This is a genomic window from Zunongwangia sp. HRR-M8, from assembly GCF_027594405.1.
Lineage (GTDB): Bacteria > Bacteroidota > Bacteroidia > Flavobacteriales > Flavobacteriaceae > Zunongwangia.
Genome location: NZ_CP115161.1, coordinates 3,717,789 through 3,734,528, shown reverse-complemented (window position 1 = coordinate 3,734,528; position 16,740 = coordinate 3,717,789). Strand labels below are relative to the sequence as shown.

General features: G+C 36.9%; 18 protein-coding genes, 1 tRNA gene and 1 riboswitch. Of the genes, 11 read left to right on the top strand and 8 right to left on the bottom strand.

Going from position 1 to position 16,740, the window contains the following annotated elements:
• Positions 1-73: 73 nt before the first annotated feature.
• Both recJ and PBT89_RS16280 read left to right on the top strand, forming a co-directional pair.
• The gene (gene recJ, locus PBT89_RS16285) at positions 74-1,777 is read left to right on the top strand and encodes a single-stranded-DNA-specific exonuclease RecJ (RefSeq protein ID WP_270062754.1); all 1,704 of its coding nucleotides are present in this window, start codon (positions 74-76) and stop codon (positions 1,775-1,777) included.
• A gap of 588 nt (positions 1,778-2,365) precedes the next feature.
• A complete protein-coding gene (locus tag PBT89_RS16280; RefSeq protein WP_270062753.1) occupies positions 2,366-2,728 on the top strand; it encodes a hypothetical protein in 363 nt (120 codons plus the stop codon).
• Between the two features lie 277 nt (positions 2,729-3,005).
• Here PBT89_RS16280 and PBT89_RS16275 read toward each other — a convergent pair whose 3' ends face one another.
• Positions 3,006-3,773 (bottom strand): UDP-2,3-diacylglucosamine diphosphatase, encoded by a 768-nt coding sequence (locus PBT89_RS16275; RefSeq protein WP_270062752.1) that lies wholly within the window; start codon positions 3,771-3,773, stop codon positions 3,006-3,008.
• A 168-nt stretch (positions 3,774-3,941) separates the two neighbouring features.
• Positions 3,942-4,391, bottom strand: a complete 450-nt coding sequence (locus PBT89_RS16270; protein ID WP_270062751.1) for a 6-pyruvoyl trahydropterin synthase family protein — start codon at positions 4,389-4,391, stop codon at positions 3,942-3,944.
• Positions 4,392-4,576: 185 nt separating this feature from the next.
• A riboswitch (TPP riboswitch) is annotated at positions 4,577-4,672 on the top strand.
• Between the two features lie 97 nt (positions 4,673-4,769).
• Here PBT89_RS16270 and thiS point away from each other — a divergent pair.
• The 7 genes from thiS to PBT89_RS16235 all read left to right on the top strand — a co-directional run bounded on the left by thiS (position 4,770) and on the right by PBT89_RS16235 (position 11,818).
• Positions 4,770-4,973: a sulfur carrier protein ThiS gene (gene thiS, locus PBT89_RS16265; protein WP_270062750.1), complete on the top strand. Its 204-nt coding sequence runs from the start codon at positions 4,770-4,772 to the stop codon at positions 4,971-4,973.
• Between the two features lie 52 nt (positions 4,974-5,025).
• Positions 5,026-6,882, top strand: coding sequence for a phosphomethylpyrimidine synthase ThiC (gene thiC / locus PBT89_RS16260; protein ID WP_270062749.1), 1,857 nt, complete (start codon positions 5,026-5,028; stop codon positions 6,880-6,882).
• 212 nt (positions 6,883-7,094) lie between these two features.
• The gene (locus PBT89_RS16255) at positions 7,095-7,691 is read left to right on the top strand and encodes a thiamine phosphate synthase (RefSeq protein ID WP_270062748.1); all 597 of its coding nucleotides are present in this window, start codon (positions 7,095-7,097) and stop codon (positions 7,689-7,691) included.
• A complete protein-coding gene (locus PBT89_RS16250) occupies positions 7,672-8,334 on the top strand; it encodes a thiamine phosphate synthase (RefSeq protein WP_270062747.1) in 663 nt (220 codons plus the stop codon). The genes PBT89_RS16255 and PBT89_RS16250 overlap by 20 nt, the downstream gene beginning before the upstream one ends.
• 290 nt (positions 8,335-8,624) lie before the next feature.
• Positions 8,625-9,395, top strand: a complete 771-nt coding sequence (locus PBT89_RS16245; RefSeq protein ID WP_270062746.1) for a thiazole synthase — start codon at positions 8,625-8,627, stop codon at positions 9,393-9,395.
• Positions 9,388-10,494 carry a 2-iminoacetate synthase ThiH gene (gene thiH / locus PBT89_RS16240; RefSeq protein WP_270062745.1) on the top strand — a complete coding sequence of 369 codons (1,107 nt, stop codon included), beginning with the start codon at positions 9,388-9,390 and terminating at the stop codon, positions 10,492-10,494. Before PBT89_RS16245 ends, thiH begins: the two co-directional genes overlap by 8 nt.
• A gap of 685 nt (positions 10,495-11,179) precedes the next feature.
• Positions 11,180-11,818: a 2OG-Fe(II) oxygenase gene (locus PBT89_RS16235; protein ID WP_270062744.1), complete on the top strand. Its 639-nt coding sequence runs from the start codon at positions 11,180-11,182 to the stop codon at positions 11,816-11,818.
• Positions 11,819-11,946: 128 nt separating this feature from the next.
• Here the strand turns inward: PBT89_RS16235 and PBT89_RS16230 are convergent, their stop codons facing one another.
• The 4 genes from PBT89_RS16230 to PBT89_RS16215 form a co-directional block, all read right to left on the bottom strand.
• A complete protein-coding gene (locus tag PBT89_RS16230) occupies positions 11,947-12,075 on the bottom strand; it encodes a hypothetical protein (RefSeq protein WP_270059874.1) in 129 nt (42 codons plus the stop codon).
• The gene (locus PBT89_RS16225; protein WP_270062743.1) at positions 12,075-12,248 is read right to left on the bottom strand and encodes a hypothetical protein; all 174 of its coding nucleotides are present in this window, start codon (positions 12,246-12,248) and stop codon (positions 12,075-12,077) included. The genes PBT89_RS16230 and PBT89_RS16225 overlap by 1 nt, the downstream gene beginning before the upstream one ends.
• 211 nt (positions 12,249-12,459) lie before the next feature.
• Positions 12,460-12,618 carry a hypothetical protein gene (locus PBT89_RS16220; RefSeq protein ID WP_270059876.1) on the bottom strand — a complete coding sequence of 53 codons (159 nt, stop codon included), beginning with the start codon at positions 12,616-12,618 and terminating at the stop codon, positions 12,460-12,462.
• Between the two features lie 3 nt (positions 12,619-12,621).
• Positions 12,622-13,389 (bottom strand): enoyl-CoA hydratase/isomerase family protein, encoded by a 768-nt coding sequence (locus tag PBT89_RS16215; RefSeq protein ID WP_270062742.1) that lies wholly within the window; start codon positions 13,387-13,389, stop codon positions 12,622-12,624.
• Between the two features lie 126 nt (positions 13,390-13,515).
• On the opposite strand from PBT89_RS16215, the gene PBT89_RS16210 reads away from it, so the two are divergent.
• Positions 13,516-14,730 carry a GAF domain-containing sensor histidine kinase gene (locus PBT89_RS16210; RefSeq protein ID WP_270062741.1) on the top strand — a complete coding sequence of 405 codons (1,215 nt, stop codon included), beginning with the start codon at positions 13,516-13,518 and terminating at the stop codon, positions 14,728-14,730.
• A gap of 1 nt (position 14,731) precedes the next feature.
• Here PBT89_RS16210 and PBT89_RS16205 read toward each other — a convergent pair whose 3' ends face one another.
• Together PBT89_RS16205 and PBT89_RS16200 are read right to left on the bottom strand one after the other, a co-directional pair.
• Entirely contained in the window at positions 14,732-16,072 is a 1,341-nt protein-coding gene (locus PBT89_RS16205; RefSeq protein ID WP_270062740.1) for an MATE family efflux transporter, read from the bottom strand.
• A gap of 24 nt (positions 16,073-16,096) precedes the next feature.
• Positions 16,097-16,600: a GNAT family N-acetyltransferase gene (locus PBT89_RS16200; RefSeq protein ID WP_270062739.1), complete on the bottom strand. Its 504-nt coding sequence runs from the start codon at positions 16,598-16,600 to the stop codon at positions 16,097-16,099.
• Between the two features lie 56 nt (positions 16,601-16,656).
• Between PBT89_RS16200 and PBT89_RS16195 the strand changes: the two genes are divergently transcribed.
• Positions 16,657-16,730 (top strand) — tRNA-Ala (locus PBT89_RS16195).
• Positions 16,731-16,740: the final 10 nt, after the last annotated feature.

The following is a 16,740-nucleotide window of genomic DNA, read 5'->3' as shown; positions in this document are numbered from 1 at the left end:
AAGATTTTATGTTTCTATTTTTGACTCATGAAACCTTCATGAGGAAACCGAATTTTGTGAATAGATAATGCTGATGAATACGCGCTGGACCATAAAACCAAATCCTAATCCTGAAACTGTAAACACCTTGATGCAATCCCTTGGTGTCGACAAACCTATTGCCCGATTGTTAGCACAACGTGGTATTTCAAGTTTCGAGGAAGCTAAGAAGTTCTTTCGTCCCAGTCTTGCCGATCTGCACGATCCTTATTTAATGAAGGATATGGATAAAGCAGTGGCTAGGATAGAACAAGCTTTAGCTGAAGGTGAAAATATCATGGTTTATGGCGATTATGATGTCGATGGTACTACCAGTGTCGCTTTAATGTCTTCCTATCTAAAAACATTATATCCTAATGTAGCCACGTATATTCCTGATCGGTATAACGAAGGTTACGGAGTTTCTTTTCAGGGAATCGATTTTGCGTCCGATAATGATATCAGTTTGATTATCGCTTTGGATTGCGGAATAAAAGCCATCGATAAAGTGGCTTACGCTAAAGAGAAAGGAATTGATTTTGTGATTTGCGATCACCACCGCCCGGGAGCAGAAATTCCTAAGGCGATTGCTGTGCTCGATCCAAAACGAGAAGACTGCGATTATCCTTATAAAGAGCTTTGCGGTTGCGGTGTAGGTTTTAAATTGATCCAGGCAATGGCTGCAAAACGTGGCGATAACATACAGGCATTATTGCCGTATCTGGATTTGGTAGCCACCGCTATTGGGGCCGATATTGTACCTATTACCGGCGAAAATCGAATTTTAGCGTATCATGGTTTGCATGTCATTAATGTAGCGCCAAGAGCTGGCTTTAAAGCGATTTTGAGTCAGATTAAAAAAGAAGTGATCACTATAACCGATGTTGTTTTTGTGGTCGCACCCAGGATTAATGCAGCCGGAAGAATGAAACATGGTTTACATGCGGTAGAGTTGCTTACAGAAGAAAATGAAACGCAGGCACAACATTTTGCTTCGGAAATAGAATCGCACAATTCTACCCGAAAAGATACCGATAAAGCGATTACAGCAGAAGCTTTAGATCAAATTGAAGAGTTAAAAGAGCAGGAGTGTTTGAGCACAGTAGTGTACGCAGAAAACTGGCATAAAGGTGTGATTGGGATTGTAGCAAGCCGATTAACCGAAACCTATTATCGTCCCACCTTAGTCTTTACAAAAAGTGGCGATAAGCTGGCGGCGTCAGCCCGATCGGTAAAAGGATTTGATGTTTATAATGCTTTGGAAGCTTGCCAAGATCATATTGAACAATTTGGGGGACATATGTATGCTGCGGGTTTAACCATTAAGGAAGAAGAATACGATAACTTTAAAAGAAAGTTTGAAGAAGTAGTTTCTGAAACTATTGATAGAAAATTACTGACTCCTGAGATCTCTATTGATGCTGAAATAGAATTAGATGAAATCACGCCTAAATTTTGGCGAATCCTGAAGCAATTTGCCCCTTTTGGTCCCGGTAACATGTCTCCGGTTTTTATGTCCAGAAATTTAACCGATTCTGGTTTTGGGAAATGTGTTGGCAGTGAAGAAGCACATTTAAAATGCCGAGTATCACAAGTGGATAATAAATCTTCGTTTAATGTCATCGGTTTTAATCTCGGTAAAAAAATTGATTGTATTCAAAATAAAAAACCGTTTAGTGCGGTGTATTCTGTAGATGAAAATGAATGGAACGGTAATGTTTCTTTGCAATTGAAGTTGAAGGATATTAAGGAGAACTAGGTTTTAGATCGTTTTGCTGTTAGATCTTAGAATCTAGAGTAGAGAAAACAGATTCAAGGATTTATTTTGAATTTTGAATTGGATTCGGGAGAGAAAAAATCATGAGTCAAGAATCATAACAATTCAATTTTAATTATTTTGAAATTAAATGCCGAATTGTGAACCTGCGCTACCGTCATGCTGAACTTGCTTCAGCATCACATCATCATACTAAAAACTAATCTAAAATTAGCCGACTTAGAGCTCAACTCAAATTCCTCATTTTTCAATTGAAATTTTTCAACCGAAACCAGGAATGATTGATCCTGGATTTCCCTTACCAAAATTGCAAATACGAATTACAAAGTTAGAATCCGAAAGTTCTGCTTCCTAATTTTACAGTATACAGTATACAGTATACAGTATATTGTAAATCGTATACTGTGAATTTTTTTGCTGGATTTTGAATGAATTTGACGCTAACGGAAAACATTAAACGCTAAACAGTAAACTAACGACTAAATACTTTCTCAACAGCAAACAAAACCCGAAGCTATTTAGACTGAATTTAAATAAAATTTTTATCTTTGAGATAAACCTGCTAGAAATATGGAGGACGTCGATATTATTTACCACAACAATACCGGGATTTCTTTTAAGTGGAAAAGCGGAATTGCTAATTCTAATGAAAAGCGAGTTCAACTCGTATTTAAGGATATGGGATTTTATCTTTCTCCTGAAGAAGTGAATATGTTCTCAAAAAATATTCGAATGGCAAAAAATAGCGCAGGCAACTGTTCTCATTGTCCTCATTCTGAATTATGCGAACGAAATATTTTACTGAAATCTCCACTTCAAAAAATGGATTTTGTGGTTAATGCTTTTGAACTTAATGAAATCTGCGATTTGGTTGAAGGCACTATTTTTAAAATGGAACTTCATAATTACGTAGAGTTTGTCTCGAAAAATTAGCAGTTAGAACTGAGATATGAGATTTTAGAATATAGGCTGAAGAAAATAGATTCAAGAATTTATTTTGAATTATGAACCTGCATTACCGTCATGCTGAACTTGTTTCAGCATCTGATGGTTATAGTTGAGATATAAGATTTTAGACCGCTTTGCTGTTTTTAGAATAAGACTATAGAAAATAAACGTTTTTATACTGAATTTCAAATAAGAGCCAAGATTCTATGATTTTAGACTCTATTTTTCTGCTGAATTAATAATTAACGCTTTTTTCTGTAAACTACGAAGCGTTAACGGGATGCTTTTTTAAATACAATTCATCTCCATCAAAAGCTGCATAGGTGTAGAAATTAATCCAATCGCCGGTGTTAATGTATTTCGAGTTTTCTTTCAGTTTAATTTCCATAGGTAAATGGCGATGGCCAAAAAGAAAATAATCGTAATGCTTAGTTTCGAGTTTTCGCTTGCAATATTGCACCAACCATTCGTTATCTTCTCCTAAGAATTTAGCATCATCGTCTCCAGAAATCAGTTTGTTTTTTACTGAAAAATATTGCGCTAAAGGCACGCCAATATCAGGATGTAACCATCGGTAAAGCCATTTTGAAAACGGATTGGTAAACACTTTTTTCATGCGTTTATAGCCATAATCTCCAGGCCCCAGCCCATCACCATGACCAATTAAGAAGGTTTTTTGGTTGAATTCAAACTCCTGTGGTTTTCGAAAAGTTGGAATGTTAAGTTCTTCTTCAAAATAATCTTCCATCCATAAATCATGGTTTCCAACGAAAAAATAAATCGGAATTCCGCTATCTTTAATTTCAGCGAGTTTCCCTAAAACCCTAACAAAGCCTTTTGGTACGGCATGCTTATATTCAAACCAAAAATCGAATAGATCGCCCAGTAAAAAAATAGCCGCTGCATCTTCTTTAATTTCATCCAGCCATTTAACGAATATCGCCTCGCGTACTTTGCTGGCTTCTTTGGTAGGAGCACCTAAATGATTATCGCTAGAGAAGTAAACCTTTTTTCCGGTAGGTAGTTGCATACGATGAAATATAAATCAAATATACTTATTTCTACAAAGATGTTTTGCGTTAGGGATAGTAGCGGCATCCTTTTTTATTTGCCAGTTAGCACCTGTAAATGTTGAGAACATAATTACAAAGCAAATAAAAAAGATAAAGCGAATAGCCCGACCCGCTAGGGGAACGCCCTAATTATCGCTGGCATACCACTCGGCGAAACTAGTTTCAGTCTCCTGAAGTTTTAGCGAATGTAGTTTGATGTGACCTGGTAAGTGTTTGTTTATTTTTTGAGAAAAATCGATCACCATATTTTCACTGGTGGGTTGATATTCTACTAAAATCACGTGATGTCCACGATCTTTTAATTCTTTCGCGAGTTCTATATGAGGCGTATTTTTGTTGAAAACGGTGGCATGATCAAATTGGTCTACAATTTCAGACTTTACGATTTTTTTTAAGTCGCCAAAATCGATTACCATACCGTACTTCACATTATCAGTATCGCTAATTGGTTCTCCAATAACGGTTACACTAAGTTTGTAACTATGGCCATGGACGTTGCGACACTTACCATCGTAGCCGTAAAGTGCGTGTCCTGTTTCAAAAGAAAATTGTTTGGTAATCCTGATTTTTGCCATACCGAAATTTTAAGTCTGCCGTATATAATTTGGATTTCCCTAAAATTTTAAAGCTGAAATTATGAAAAATTGCTTCGGAAACTTTTCGGGAAATTTAAGTGCAAAGGTATTAAAAGTGTATTCAAAATAGAATAATAAGCCTTTAGCATTTTTTTAATTCGGATTATTTCATTTAACTTTGAGAAAGTAAACTTTAGGGGTGCTGATTCAATTCGGCTGAGAAAAACCCTTTGAACCTGATACAGATTAGCATCTGCGAAGGGAAAAGTTAGAAAATTTTGAATTGATTTTATCCAAATTAAGGGGTAAGTTCTATTTCATATTACTTTTCTTCAAAGACCATCCTCTTTGGTTTACGGCTATTAAAATCGAAACGATATGATAACTGTAAACGTCAACAACCAAAACCATTCTTTTAAAGAACCTGTAAAGCTTCAGGAGTTATTGGAGCAATTGAATATTCAGGCTTCAGGAATTGCTATTGCCATTAACAACGAAATTATTTCTAAACCACAGTGGGAACACACACTAGTGGAAGAAGGCAGTAACGTATTGGTGATTCGTGCTACGCAAGGCGGTTGATCGTTTTATTTTCAGTAATCAAATTTTAAACATCAATCTAAACCTTTTTAGTATGAAACCTAACCAATTACCGAGGGAAGAAGCCATCAGCAGAACGCCTTTTCCAAATTCAGAAAAAATTTATGTAAAAGGCCAACTTCACGAAAATGTGAAGGTGCCTATGCGTAAAATTATGCTTGATGATACCGTCGATAAATTTAACGGAACAAAAACGTCAAACGAACCGGTCTTGGTGTACGATACCAGTGGTCCTTTTACCGATCCAAATGTAGAAATTGATGTGCGCCAAGGTTTACAACCCATTCGCCAACAATGGATTTCAGGAAGAGAAGATGTAGAGCAATTATCTGGACTTTCCTCAGAATATGGACGGCAGCGTGAAGAGAACGAAAAGTTAGATGAACTTCGGTTTAAACGAATTCGAAAACCTTTAAAAGCGAAACCGGGGCAAAATGTAACCCAAATGCATTACGCGCGTAAAGGCATTATTACGCCAGAAATGGAGTTTATTGCTATTCGGGAAAATCAGAAGCTTCAGGAAATCAATCAGATTACCGAGCAACATCCGGGCGAAAGTTTTGGGGCGAGTATTCCTAAAGTAATTACTCCTGAATTTGTTAGAGATGAGGTTGCCAAAGGACGCGCAATTATACCAAGTAATATTAATCATCCGGAAAGTGAACCAATGATTGTTGGGCGTAATTTCCTGGTTAAAATCAATGCCAATATTGGGAATTCTGCGGTAAGTTCTTCTATTGAAGAAGAAGTAGAAAAAGCAGTTTGGGCTTGCCGTTGGGGCGCCGATACCATAATGGATCTTTCTACCGGAAAAAATATTCACGAAACCCGAGAATGGATTCTTCGGAATTCTCCGGTACCCATTGGGACGGTTCCTATTTATCAGGCCTTAGAAAAAGTAAACGGAAAAGCTGAAAATTTAACTTGGGAAATTTTTAGAGATACTTTAATTGAACAAGCCGAACAGGGCGTTGATTATTTTACCATTCACGCCGGGGTTCGTTTAAAATATATTCCGCATACCGCAAAACGAGTAACGGGAATTGTTTCTCGTGGCGGTTCCATTATGGCGAAATGGTGTTTAGCACATCATCAGGAAAGCTTTTTATACACGCATTTTGAAGAGATTTGCGAAATTATGAAAGCTTATGATGTAGCATTTTCTCTTGGCGATGGCTTGCGTCCGGGTAGTATTGCCGATGCGAATGATTATGCGCAGTTTGCCGAATTGGAAACACTTGGCGAACTAACCAAAATCGCCTGGAAGCACGATGTACAATGCTTTATTGAAGGTCCCGGACATATCCCAATGCATATGATTAAGGAAAATATGGATAAGCAATTGGCCGAATGTGGCGAAGCGCCTTTTTACACGCTTGGCCCGTTAACCACCGATATTGCGCCGGGTTACGACCATATTACGAGCGGAATTGGAGCGGCAATGATTGGCTGGTACGGTTGTGCAATGTTATGCTATGTAACGCCAAAAGAACATTTGGGTTTACCGAATAAAGAAGATGTAAAAGAAGGTGTAATTACTTACAAGATCGCAGCCCACGCGGCAGATTTAGCAAAAGGGCATCCGGGAGCACAACATCGGGACGATGCGATGAGTAAAGCGAGATTCGAGTTTCGTTGGGAAGATCAGTTTAATTTGGCGCTAGATCCAGATACGGCACGAGCGTATCACGATGAAACTTTACCTTCAGACAATGCGAAAGTGGCTCATTTTTGCTCGATGTGCGGACCTAATTTCTGCTCGATGAAAATCACTCAGGATGTACGGAATTATGCCAAAGAAAACGGAATGGATACCGAGGAAGCCATCATCAAAGGAATGGAAGAAAAGTCAGAAGAGTTTAAGAAAAAAGGAAGCGAAGTGTATTTATAATTTCTGAATAATGCTGATCGTAATTTCTGCAGAAAATTCGTAAAGCGGAATGCTGAAATGGTTAATGATTTTAAAATATGGGCGCCACCCTGAACTTGATTCAGGGTCGCATCCTAATTCAGTATTTAAATGTGGGAGATTCCGGATCGAGTCGGGAATGATGGCACTAATTTTAATTACAATTTGAGAATGTCAAAATATAATTTGAAATAATGCTAATCGTAATTTCTGCGGAAAAATGTATTGAAAATGAAGAATTTCAACTGAAATCGATACTCGATGCAGGTTTAGAAATTCTTCATATTCGTAAACCCAAGGTTTCTTTTGAAGTATTAAAAAGCTGGTTAGAAAAATTTGAAGCTGAATACCGCTGCAAAATGGTGCTACATCAGCATCACGAATTGGCACGAGAATTTGGGCTGAAAGGCATTCATCTTCCGGAATATTTCAGAACAAATCTGAAGGAAAATGTAGATGACTATATCACTTCTTTTCAGCAAGAAAAATTTAAGGTAAGCACTTCGGTGCATCAAAAAGAAATGCTTTCAGAAATATCGAATTTCGATTACTGTTTTTTGAGCCCTGTTTTTAATTCGATTTCCAAAACCGGGTATTCGGGAAAAAAGTTTCAGGTAAACGACCTTCAACAGCAAGTGATTGCACTAGGCGGAATTGATTCAGAAAAAATTTCAGCAATTCGTAAAATGGGTTTTAGTGGCGCGGCAGTGCTTGGCGCGGTTTGGCAACAAGAAAATCCAATAAAAAGTTTTATTAAAATCAAGCAACACTATGAATCAGTTTTTAAATAAACCGGTGAATTTGCAAAAAGAAATTTCTGCACTGCATTATATCTCTCAAGGAGAAAATGCTAAAGTTCATTTAGAAAATATAGAACGCGTGTTACAAGCCGGTGGCAATTGGATTCAGCTACGACTGAAAGAAACTTCAGCAAAAGAAGTGCTAGAAACCGCAATTTCAGCTCGTGAAATATGCTCAGCTTATCAAGCAAAACTGATTATAAATGATCACGTAGAAATTGCAAAAACCTGTAATGCCGACGGCGTTCATTTAGGACAAGAAGATACCAATGTTTTAGAAGCACGCCAGATTTTAGGAGAGGAAAAGATTATTGGCGGTACCGCAAATACGCTGCGGCATTGTTTGGATCATCTGCAAAACGGAGTCGATTATATTGGTCTGGGACCGCTAAGGTTTACGTCGACTAAAAAGAAACTGAGCCCCATTCTTGGATTTTCAGGTTATCAGGAATTGATAGAGAAATATTCGCAGCAGAAAAATACGGTTCCCATAATTGCCATTGGCGGAATTACACTAAACGACATTGAAGAACTCCGAGAAATTGGATTAAGTGGAGTCGCGGTTTCCGGTTTATTGACGCATTCGGAACATCCGGAAAAAGAAATTCAGCAGATCTTAGACAAGAGAAAATAGAAGAGAGACAAGAGACAATTTGATAATGTGGTAATGTGTTGATTTGAGAATGAATAGAATCAGGACTCATTTATTTTGAATGCTAAATGTTGAATTCTAAATGATTAAGATTCCGGCCTACCGAAAATTGTTCGTGAAATTTCAACCTGCATTATTTCGCACGTCATGTTGAACTTGATTCAGCATCTCACACATTTTCTAGGAATGGGATTGCTGAGCAAGTCCGGAATGACGAACCATAACCCGCTTAAATTTAAAAAAGCTAATGGCTAACAAATAAAAAATACAAAATGGAAAAACTAAAAATAGCAGATAAAAACTTCGATTCTCGTTTATTTACGGGAACTGGGAAATTCAGTAATTCAAAGCTAATGCGGGAAGCGGTTTTAGCTTCCGAAAGTGAATTGGTAACCGTTGCGCTCAAAAGAGTTGAAGCGGGCAATACTGAAGATGATATGATTACCAGTCTATCGCACGAAAAACTAAGTTTATTGCCCAATACATCAGGTGTTCGCGATGCCAAAGAAGCGGTTTTTGCGGCACAAATGGCACGTGAAGCTTTAGAAACCAATTGGGTAAAAGTTGAAATTCATCCCGATCCTAAATATTTATTGCCAGATGCGGTAGAGACTTTAAAAGCTTGTGAAGAATTGGTGAAACTGGGTTTTGTGGTGATGCCTTATATTCACGCCGATCCGGTGTTGTGTAAGCGTTTAGAAGATGTTGGCGCTCAATGTGTGATGCCTTTAGGTGCGCCTATCGGAACCAACAAGGGCTTAAAAACTTTCGATTTTCTAGAAATCATCATCGAACAAAGTAATGTTCCGGTAATTATAGATGCAGGGATTGGAGCGCCATCGCACGCGGCTTTTGCGATGGAAATGGGAGCAGATGCAGTACTGGTAAACACGGCAATCGCGGTTTCTAAAAATCCTGTACAAATGGCAAAAGCATTTAAAATGGCGGTAGAATCTGGGCGAATGGCTTACGAAGCAAAACTTGCCGAAACAGGCAAAATTGCAGAAGCGAGTAGTCCGCTAACACAATTTTTATATGAGTAGTTTTAAAACCCTTTTAGCACAATATAATTGGGATGAGGTATTGGAAAGTATTCAACAAAAAAATGCACAAGATGTAGAACGTGCGTTGAGTACAATAAAACCTGATCTTGAAGATTTTAAAGCCTTAATTTCTCCGGCAGCAAAACCGTATTTAGAGCAAATGGCAGCGAAAAGCAGGCTGATTACTAAAAAGCGTTTTGGCAATACCATGCAAATGTATGCACCAATGTATTTAAGTAACGAATGTCAGAATATTTGTACCTATTGCGGTTTTAGCTTAACCAATAAAATTCCTCGCAGAACCTTAACCGATGCTGAAATTTTAAAAGAAGCCGAATTTCTAAAAAATAAAGGCTATCAGCATATTTTATTAGTGACGGGCGAAGCCAATAAAACTGTAGGAATCGATTACCTAAGTAATGCCGTTCGGTTATTGAAACCACATTTTGCGAATATTTCTATGGAAGTGCAACCACTAGATCAGGATGAATATGAGCGATTGGTGAGCGATGGTTTGTACGCTACATTGGTGTATCAGGAAACGTATCACCGCGAAACTTATAAAATTCATCATCCCAAAGGCAAAAAATCCAATTTCGATTATCGTTTAGCAACTGCAGACCGTTTGGGGAAAGCCGGTATTCATAAAATAGGAATCGGTGCCTTATTTGGTTTAGAAGATTGGCGAGCCGATAGTTTTTTTACCGCGCTTCATCTTAAATACCTTCAGAAAACCTATTGGAAAACGAAATATTCCATCTCATTTCCCAGATTGCGGCCGTTTAGCGGTGGTTTAGAACCTAAAGTTGAAATGACCGATCCTGACTTATTGCAGGTGATTTGCGCCTATCGAATTTTAGATGAAGAAGTAGAATTATCGATTTCTACGCGAGAGCAAGAGAAATTCCGCGACCATATAGCGCATTTAGGAATTACCTCGATGAGTGCCGAATCAAAAACCAATCCCGGTGGTTATGTAGTCGAACCACAATCCTTGGAGCAGTTTGAAATTTCAGATGAGCGCAGTACCGAAGTGATAGCCGAAATGCTACTAAAAAACGGGATAGAACCCGTTTGGAAAGATTGGGGAAAGTTTTGAAAGGTTAGAATTGAAAAGAAAGATATGAGAACTTAGATTTGAGAATTTGGAGTGGAGATTGGAATGAATTCAGCATTCGGCGCTTCTGTATTCTTAAATATCTAAAATTAATTTATATCTGTAATAGTTAATAAATGAGTTTTATTTCACCGTATTGGTTAAATTGTTTTAAATTAGTTGTTTAACAGTTTTTTCTCGACCTTTCGATTCGAATACTTTAATAGTATGCTGAATTTGGTCGCGTTAAGAAGATTAAATAGAGGTAATATGGAGAATCAATCAAAAGTTAGTTCGAGTTTTAAAAATAATCTGATGCTAGGATTCTTCATTTTCCTAATTGTATTGTTAGCTTTTAATCTGATATTTAAAGATATTCTTGGGAGTAATTTTACCGTGATCATATTTACTCCGCTGATTTATTTTAGTTTATATTTTATTTTTAAAGCTTTAAGTAAGCTGAAATAGATAATCAACAAGTCTTTCTTTTTAAAGTATATTTCAACTTAAGTATGCTTATACTTATACCTTTAGCAATAAGCTCGAAGCTTTTTTGCATTCCACATCTTGTTTCCTGATTCTTTGATCTATTTTCTGAAATCTAATAGCGAAGCGGTCTGGCATCTAAATTTTTAATTTTTGTATTCAAAAATAGCTTAATTTTAACCGGTTTTTTATTTTTTCAAAATTGACAGAAGAACTTTTTGAGCAGCTAGATTTCAAGTTAAATCAGCAGTACGAGACAATAATTGATGATTTGCTGGAAAAGCAATATTGTATAGTGGACGATTTTTTTGAAAATGAAGAAATTAGCCGCTTAAGAGGAGCTTTAATATCCCAATATCAGGAAGATCAGTTCAAAAAATCGGCTATTGGAAATCGCACCAACGAGCTTGTTGAAAAAGCCATTCGTGGTGATTTTATCTTATGGATGAACGAAGCTGAGGCTGGCGAAACCGAAAAGATTTTCTTCAATAAAATCAATAATCTTGTCGATTACCTAAATAGGACTTGTTTTATGGGGATTTTGCACAAAGAATTTCATTATGCGGTGTACCCAAAAGGCACGTTTTACAAGCGACATTTAGATACATTTCAAAACGATTCTCGTCGTAAATTGTCGATTGTAAGCTATTTAAACGATGATAGCTGGGAAAATACAAACGGTGGCGAGCTGGTGATTTATAAGGAAGACGGTAACGAGGAAGTTATTTACCCATTGCCGGGCAGAGTGGTGATTTTCGAGAGTCAGATTTTAGAGCACGAAGTAAAAGAAGTCAAAAACTCTGAGCGCTTAAGCATTACCGGTTGGTTAAAAACAAGATAATTTTTTGACCAATTTCAGGTTATTGGGCGTTGCCTGCGGCCGGGCTTTTCGTTTCAATCTTTTGCTCGCACACTTGCAAAAGGATTTTCACTGCAATCCCTAACGCAACACCAGTCTTTAGCGAGAACTTATTTTTTAAACTTTTTGTAAAAAACTAAAATCACAAGAATTATGGCTAATATCATCCAAAAGCCATAACCGCTAAGAAAACTCAAAATCTCAAAAGTTTCCTCGTTTTCAGGTAAAGTACTCTGCATTATTTTCTTCCTTTTTTACGACGGTAATAATCAAAAATTACTAGGGCAGTGATCACAACAAAAATGAGTAGAAACCAAAAGTTTTCACTTAAAAAATCCGAAAGTTCAAAGCCATATTCCTGAGTTTCGGATGCAGGTTTATCTTTAGGTAATTCTGGTTGTTGAAACAGCATTTTTCATTTTTAAATAAATGTAGAGAAATGCAATTTTCGAATAGCCAATAAAATGGTAAAGTTCGCTTTCTTTTTTCGACTTTTAAATAAATTTCAAAAAAGGAAATAAATATTGGTGCAAAAATATTTTGGAGTTCATTTGCCAAAAAGTGCTATTACTTAAAAACCCAATACTTCGTCTTTTTTATAAAAAAATCGTTACTAACTATTTTCAAAATTTCTTTAGCTTTTTCTTTTTTAAAATACGGTAAACTGAAAATGCTACTATTGCGAATAATAAAAATGGCAAAACCATTGCTACAAATTGGCCTATGTAATACCCAAACAATTCGGCTTTGTTACCTAAGGCATCAAGTGGTAAAACTTTCATATGTTATTTTTTAAATTTAGAGAGTGCGTTTCTGGTAAAGTCAGATAACACCAATTCTCCACTAATAGCCGCATTTTCTATTAAAATGGTCGACCAGTTCTCTGTACCTTTCCACAAAAGCTTTTTCATTTCGAGTAGGGCTTGGGGATTGTAAGATGCTAATTTTTCAGCAAATAGCTCAATTTCTTTATCTAAATCTTTTATGTTTTCAAAAACCCTAGCATAAAGACCTTTATCTTTTGCCCAATATGCCGTTTTCCATTCGTGTGCCGCGAGACTGAGTTCAGCGAGTCCGTCTACACCTATTTTTCGCTCTATGGCCGGTGCAATTACAAATGGTCCTATACCAATACTTAATTCTGAAAGTTTAATAGACGCCGCTTCTGTAGCCATTGCATAATCGCAGGCAGCGATTAATCCAACGCCACCACCTACTGTTTTCCCCTGAATACGACCAATAATTAATTTTTTACAGCTACGCATGGCATTTAAGACCTTCGCAAAACCCGAGAAAAAAACTTTTCCCTGTTCTGTATTTTCAACCGCCATTAACTCGTCAAAAGAAGCGCCGGCACAAAAAGCTTTTTCTCCTTCAGATTTTAGTACAATCACCTTAACTTTAGTATCTTCAGAAAAATTTGAAATCGCTTTTTCTAAACGTTCTAAAAGTATGCCGGGAAAACTGTTGCTTGCCGGATGCCCAAATTCTATAGTACCTATGCCGTTTTCAACTTTCGAAAATAGGCTTCCATCTTCTCGCGTGGTTGTCATATATTAAGTTTTTTCAAAACTAAAGATTCTTAAAATATTTATAAGTGAACACTTCGTTAATAAAAGAGTTCCCATATTTGCAAATGCATTAATCAATTTTGAACATCCTGACCTCGCAATTAATTTATGAATGAAGAACTAGCACTGAATTTCAAGAAAGATATAGAAGATGTAAATGAGATTCCCGGAATCCACTCATTATTAAATGTAATTAGCAGCACTTCTAAAATGAGGTTTGTTGCTGTTGCGAGAGTTACCGAAAATCGCTGGATTACTGCAGTTTCTAAAGATGATATCGAATTTGGTTTGCGACCGGGCGATGAGCTGGATGTTGGTTCTACAATTTGTAATGAAATTAGGGAACATCACATTCCTGTAATAATCAACGATGTAGATAATAATTTTATATTTAAGGATCATCACACACCAAAACAATACGGTTTTAAAAGCTATATTTCTTATCCCATATTTCTCAGAGATGGATCTTTCTTTGGTACTCTGTGTGCCATAGATCCCAATCCGGCAAATTTGAATAACGACCAAATAAAAGGAATGTTTGAGCAGTATGTCGAGTTAATTTCTTTTCATTTAGAATCGGTTCAAAAATTACAAAATGCGAATAAGCAATTACAAAAACAGCAAGAAATAGCCGAATTACGAGAAACCTTTATTGCAATTTTAGGACATGATCTTAGAAATCCTGTTGGGACTGCTCGAATTTGTGCCGATATGTTGTTAAGTGCCAATCTTCCTGAAGCTTCGAAAAAACAGGCAGAAATTATTAAATCGACCTCTTACAGGATGCAGAGTCTAATTGATAATCTCTTAGATTTTGCGAAAGGGAATTTAGGAGATGGTATTAATTTAAACCGATCTAATAATAACACTAAGCTTGAAAAGGAAATTCGTGAAGTAGTCGAAGAATTTAGAGCGCTGAATAAAGAAAATAAGATTACTACCGCAATATCAATTACCGAAACGGTTAATTGTGATAGCAGCCGGGTTTCCCAGTTATTATCAAACTTACTAAGCAACGCCACTAAACACGGAACTTTAGAAGAGCCTATCGAGGTGATTGTGTCTAATACTGAAAATGAATTTAGTTTATCGGTGATCAATCAGGGGAAAACAATTCCTGAAGACTATCGAGGGGATTTATTCAAGCCATTTTTTAAAAGCAAGGCTCAAAGTAACGAAAATGGACTTGGCTTAGGACTTTACATCGCTTCAGAAATTGCCAAAGCACACGATGGTTCTTTGACTATGACGTCTGAGAATGGAGAAACTTCTTTTACCTTCAAAATGCCATTAACGCAGAGTGTTGAAAGTAAAATTGCCTAGTTTAAACTTCTTTATTCAAGTATTTTCTTCGGAATTTAATAACCAGTCCTACACTTCGTATCAACATCCAGACTAAAAATGCGATCCAAATAGCGTATAATTTCAGCCCGAAGTAATCTGAAATTAACAGCGCAGGCGTAAAACCTAAAAAGGTGGCAACTAATAAAAGATTCCGTAGATAAACAGCTTCGCCCAGGCCTTTAAAAATTCCGTCGAACATAAAAGCGATTGCGTTTATTGGCTGCATTAATAGAACGATCCAAAAGGCAGAGGCAAAGAGCGCCAAAACAACTTCATCTTTGTTGAATAAAAATCCAATTTGATTATAAAAGATTCCACATAAGACCATTAAGATAAGCGCGATCAAAACGGCATATTTTGAAATCCTTTTGCTAAGTTCCCAAAGGTTTTTGTAATCTTTTGCGCCTAATAATTTACCGCCAATTGCATTACCGGCATTTGCATAGCCATCGATAAAAAAGCTAAAAAAGAGCCAGATATTCATTAAAATACTTTGGGCGGCGATATAGCTTTCTCCATAATCGGTAGCGTAAGCATTAGCTAGCATTATAGCTATATTTAGCGAAAGCGTGCGTAAGAAAAGATTGCCGGCCATCACTAAAAGTGATTTAAATTCAGGATTTATATTAAAGCTCAGTTTTAAATGAAACGGAGTTTTACGAAAGAAAAACCATAAGGCTATAATCAACATTGTAGCTTGGGCGGCTAAGCTGGCATAAGCAGCGCCTTCTAAATGCATAGCAGGAATATAGCCATCGATACCGTAAACCAGTAAGTAATCGAGCGCAATGTTTACCAGCGCACCACTAAGACTGCACTTCATGGCCCAAGAAGTGTTCTGCAAACCCCTAAAGACACCAAAAATGGTAAAGGTTAACAGTGTTAAGGGAAAACCAATTGCTCTAATCTGATAGTATCTGATCGAATAATCCAAAATTAAACCTTCAGCATTATAAGCGCTAAATATTAGTCGCGCCAGTGGAGCTGTAATTCCGTAGATTAAAAGACTAAGAAGAAGATTAAAAACGATCGTTTGTGGAACCAAAGTTTTAACCGCATGCAATCGATTAGCGCCTAAATGTTGAGAAACCTTTGCTGAAATAGCAGTTTTTGTTTGTGCCAATATCCAGATTACTGCAGATAAAAATGAACCTACGATCCCCGCGGCAGCCAAAGCTTCAACCGAGTTATCTTTTACATTTCCAATTACAGCAATATCCGTAAGAGAAATTAGGGGTTCAGCAATTCCTGCAATAATCGCAGGGATGGCTATCCTATTAATGTTTTTAAAACTTACTGCTGAGGTATCTAATTTGGCCATATTGGCAAAGATAGACGGGTTTTTTTAAAGAACTAGTTCGTAGCAATGAAATGGATGTTCACTTTGCATCGGGAAGAAAATATCGCCTAAACGGTGATAACCTCGAGATTCGTAGAATCGCTGGTTTCTTTTATTCTGGCTAAAAGTGTCCAAACGCACTGAATCGTAATTGTGATCTCTTGCAAATTCTTCAGCAAAATCCATTAGAATTTTACCGTTACCTAGTCCCCAAAAAGAAGGATCGGTGGCAAGACGATGAATGTAAAGGTTATTTTTATTCTTGGTAAGCCAATTAATTGGGATGTACTCATCATCCATATTAGGTGTTAAAACAATGATACCCATAAGTTCATTTTCCTCATTTAAAAATTTAAATAATTCTTCTTTCTGAATATCGCTTGCAAGTTTTTCTGCTGTAGGATAGTTCTCGTTCCATTGGTTAATTCCTTTTGCAATCATTGCCTGGGCGCAACGCTCTGTAAGTTGTTTGATTTCAGCTAAATCTTTAGGTAGGGCAGTTTGTATCATTAATCTTAAAAAACTTTTTTATATGGATAAAATTTATAAATTTGCTGGCATCCAACGGGGGATTAGCTCAGCTGGCTAGAGCGTTTGGCTGGCAGCCAAAAGGTCATCGGTTCGACTCCGATATTCTCCACAAAAACCTC

What these genes read in the sequence shown, in the direction of transcription:
- PBT89_RS16250 (WP_270062747.1), top strand. Translation starts at nt 7,672, where the DNA reads ATGAATCAGTTTTTAAATAAACCGGTGAATTTGCAAAAAGAAATTTCT.
- PBT89_RS16205 (WP_270062740.1), bottom strand. Translation starts at nt 16,072, where the DNA reads ATGGCCAAATTAGATACCTCAGCAGTAAGTTTTAAAAACATTAATAGG.
- PBT89_RS16200 (WP_270062739.1), bottom strand. Translation starts at nt 16,600, where the DNA reads ATGATACAAACTGCCCTACCTAAAGATTTAGCTGAAATCAAACAACTT.
- thiC (WP_270062749.1), top strand. Translation starts at nt 5,026, where the DNA reads ATGAAACCTAACCAATTACCGAGGGAAGAAGCCATCAGCAGAACGCCT.
- PBT89_RS16220 (WP_270059876.1), bottom strand. Translation starts at nt 12,618, where the DNA reads ATGAAAGTTTTACCACTTGATGCCTTAGGTAACAAAGCCGAATTGTTT.
- PBT89_RS16275 (WP_270062752.1), bottom strand. Translation starts at nt 3,773, where the DNA reads ATGCAACTACCTACCGGAAAAAAGGTTTACTTCTCTAGCGATAATCAT.
- PBT89_RS16270 (WP_270062751.1), bottom strand. Translation starts at nt 4,391, where the DNA reads ATGGCAAAAATCAGGATTACCAAACAATTTTCTTTTGAAACAGGACAC.
- PBT89_RS16225 (WP_270062743.1), bottom strand. Translation starts at nt 12,248, where the DNA reads ATGCTGTTTCAACAACCAGAATTACCTAAAGATAAACCTGCATCCGAA.
- PBT89_RS16255 (WP_270062748.1), top strand. Translation starts at nt 7,095, where the DNA reads ATGCTAATCGTAATTTCTGCGGAAAAATGTATTGAAAATGAAGAATTT.
- thiH (WP_270062745.1), top strand. Translation starts at nt 9,388, where the DNA reads ATGAGTAGTTTTAAAACCCTTTTAGCACAATATAATTGGGATGAGGTA.
- thiS (WP_270062750.1), top strand. Translation starts at nt 4,770, where the DNA reads ATGATAACTGTAAACGTCAACAACCAAAACCATTCTTTTAAAGAACCT.
- PBT89_RS16280 (WP_270062753.1), top strand. Translation starts at nt 2,366, where the DNA reads ATGGAGGACGTCGATATTATTTACCACAACAATACCGGGATTTCTTTT.
- PBT89_RS16210 (WP_270062741.1), top strand. Translation starts at nt 13,516, where the DNA reads ATGAATGAAGAACTAGCACTGAATTTCAAGAAAGATATAGAAGATGTA.
- PBT89_RS16230 (WP_270059874.1), bottom strand. Translation starts at nt 12,075, where the DNA reads ATGCAGAGTACTTTACCTGAAAACGAGGAAACTTTTGAGATTTTGAGT.
- recJ (WP_270062754.1), top strand. Translation starts at nt 74, where the DNA reads ATGAATACGCGCTGGACCATAAAACCAAATCCTAATCCTGAAACTGTA.
- PBT89_RS16215 (WP_270062742.1), bottom strand. Translation starts at nt 13,389, where the DNA reads ATGACAACCACGCGAGAAGATGGAAGCCTATTTTCGAAAGTTGAAAAC.
- PBT89_RS16245 (WP_270062746.1), top strand. Translation starts at nt 8,625, where the DNA reads ATGGAAAAACTAAAAATAGCAGATAAAAACTTCGATTCTCGTTTATTT.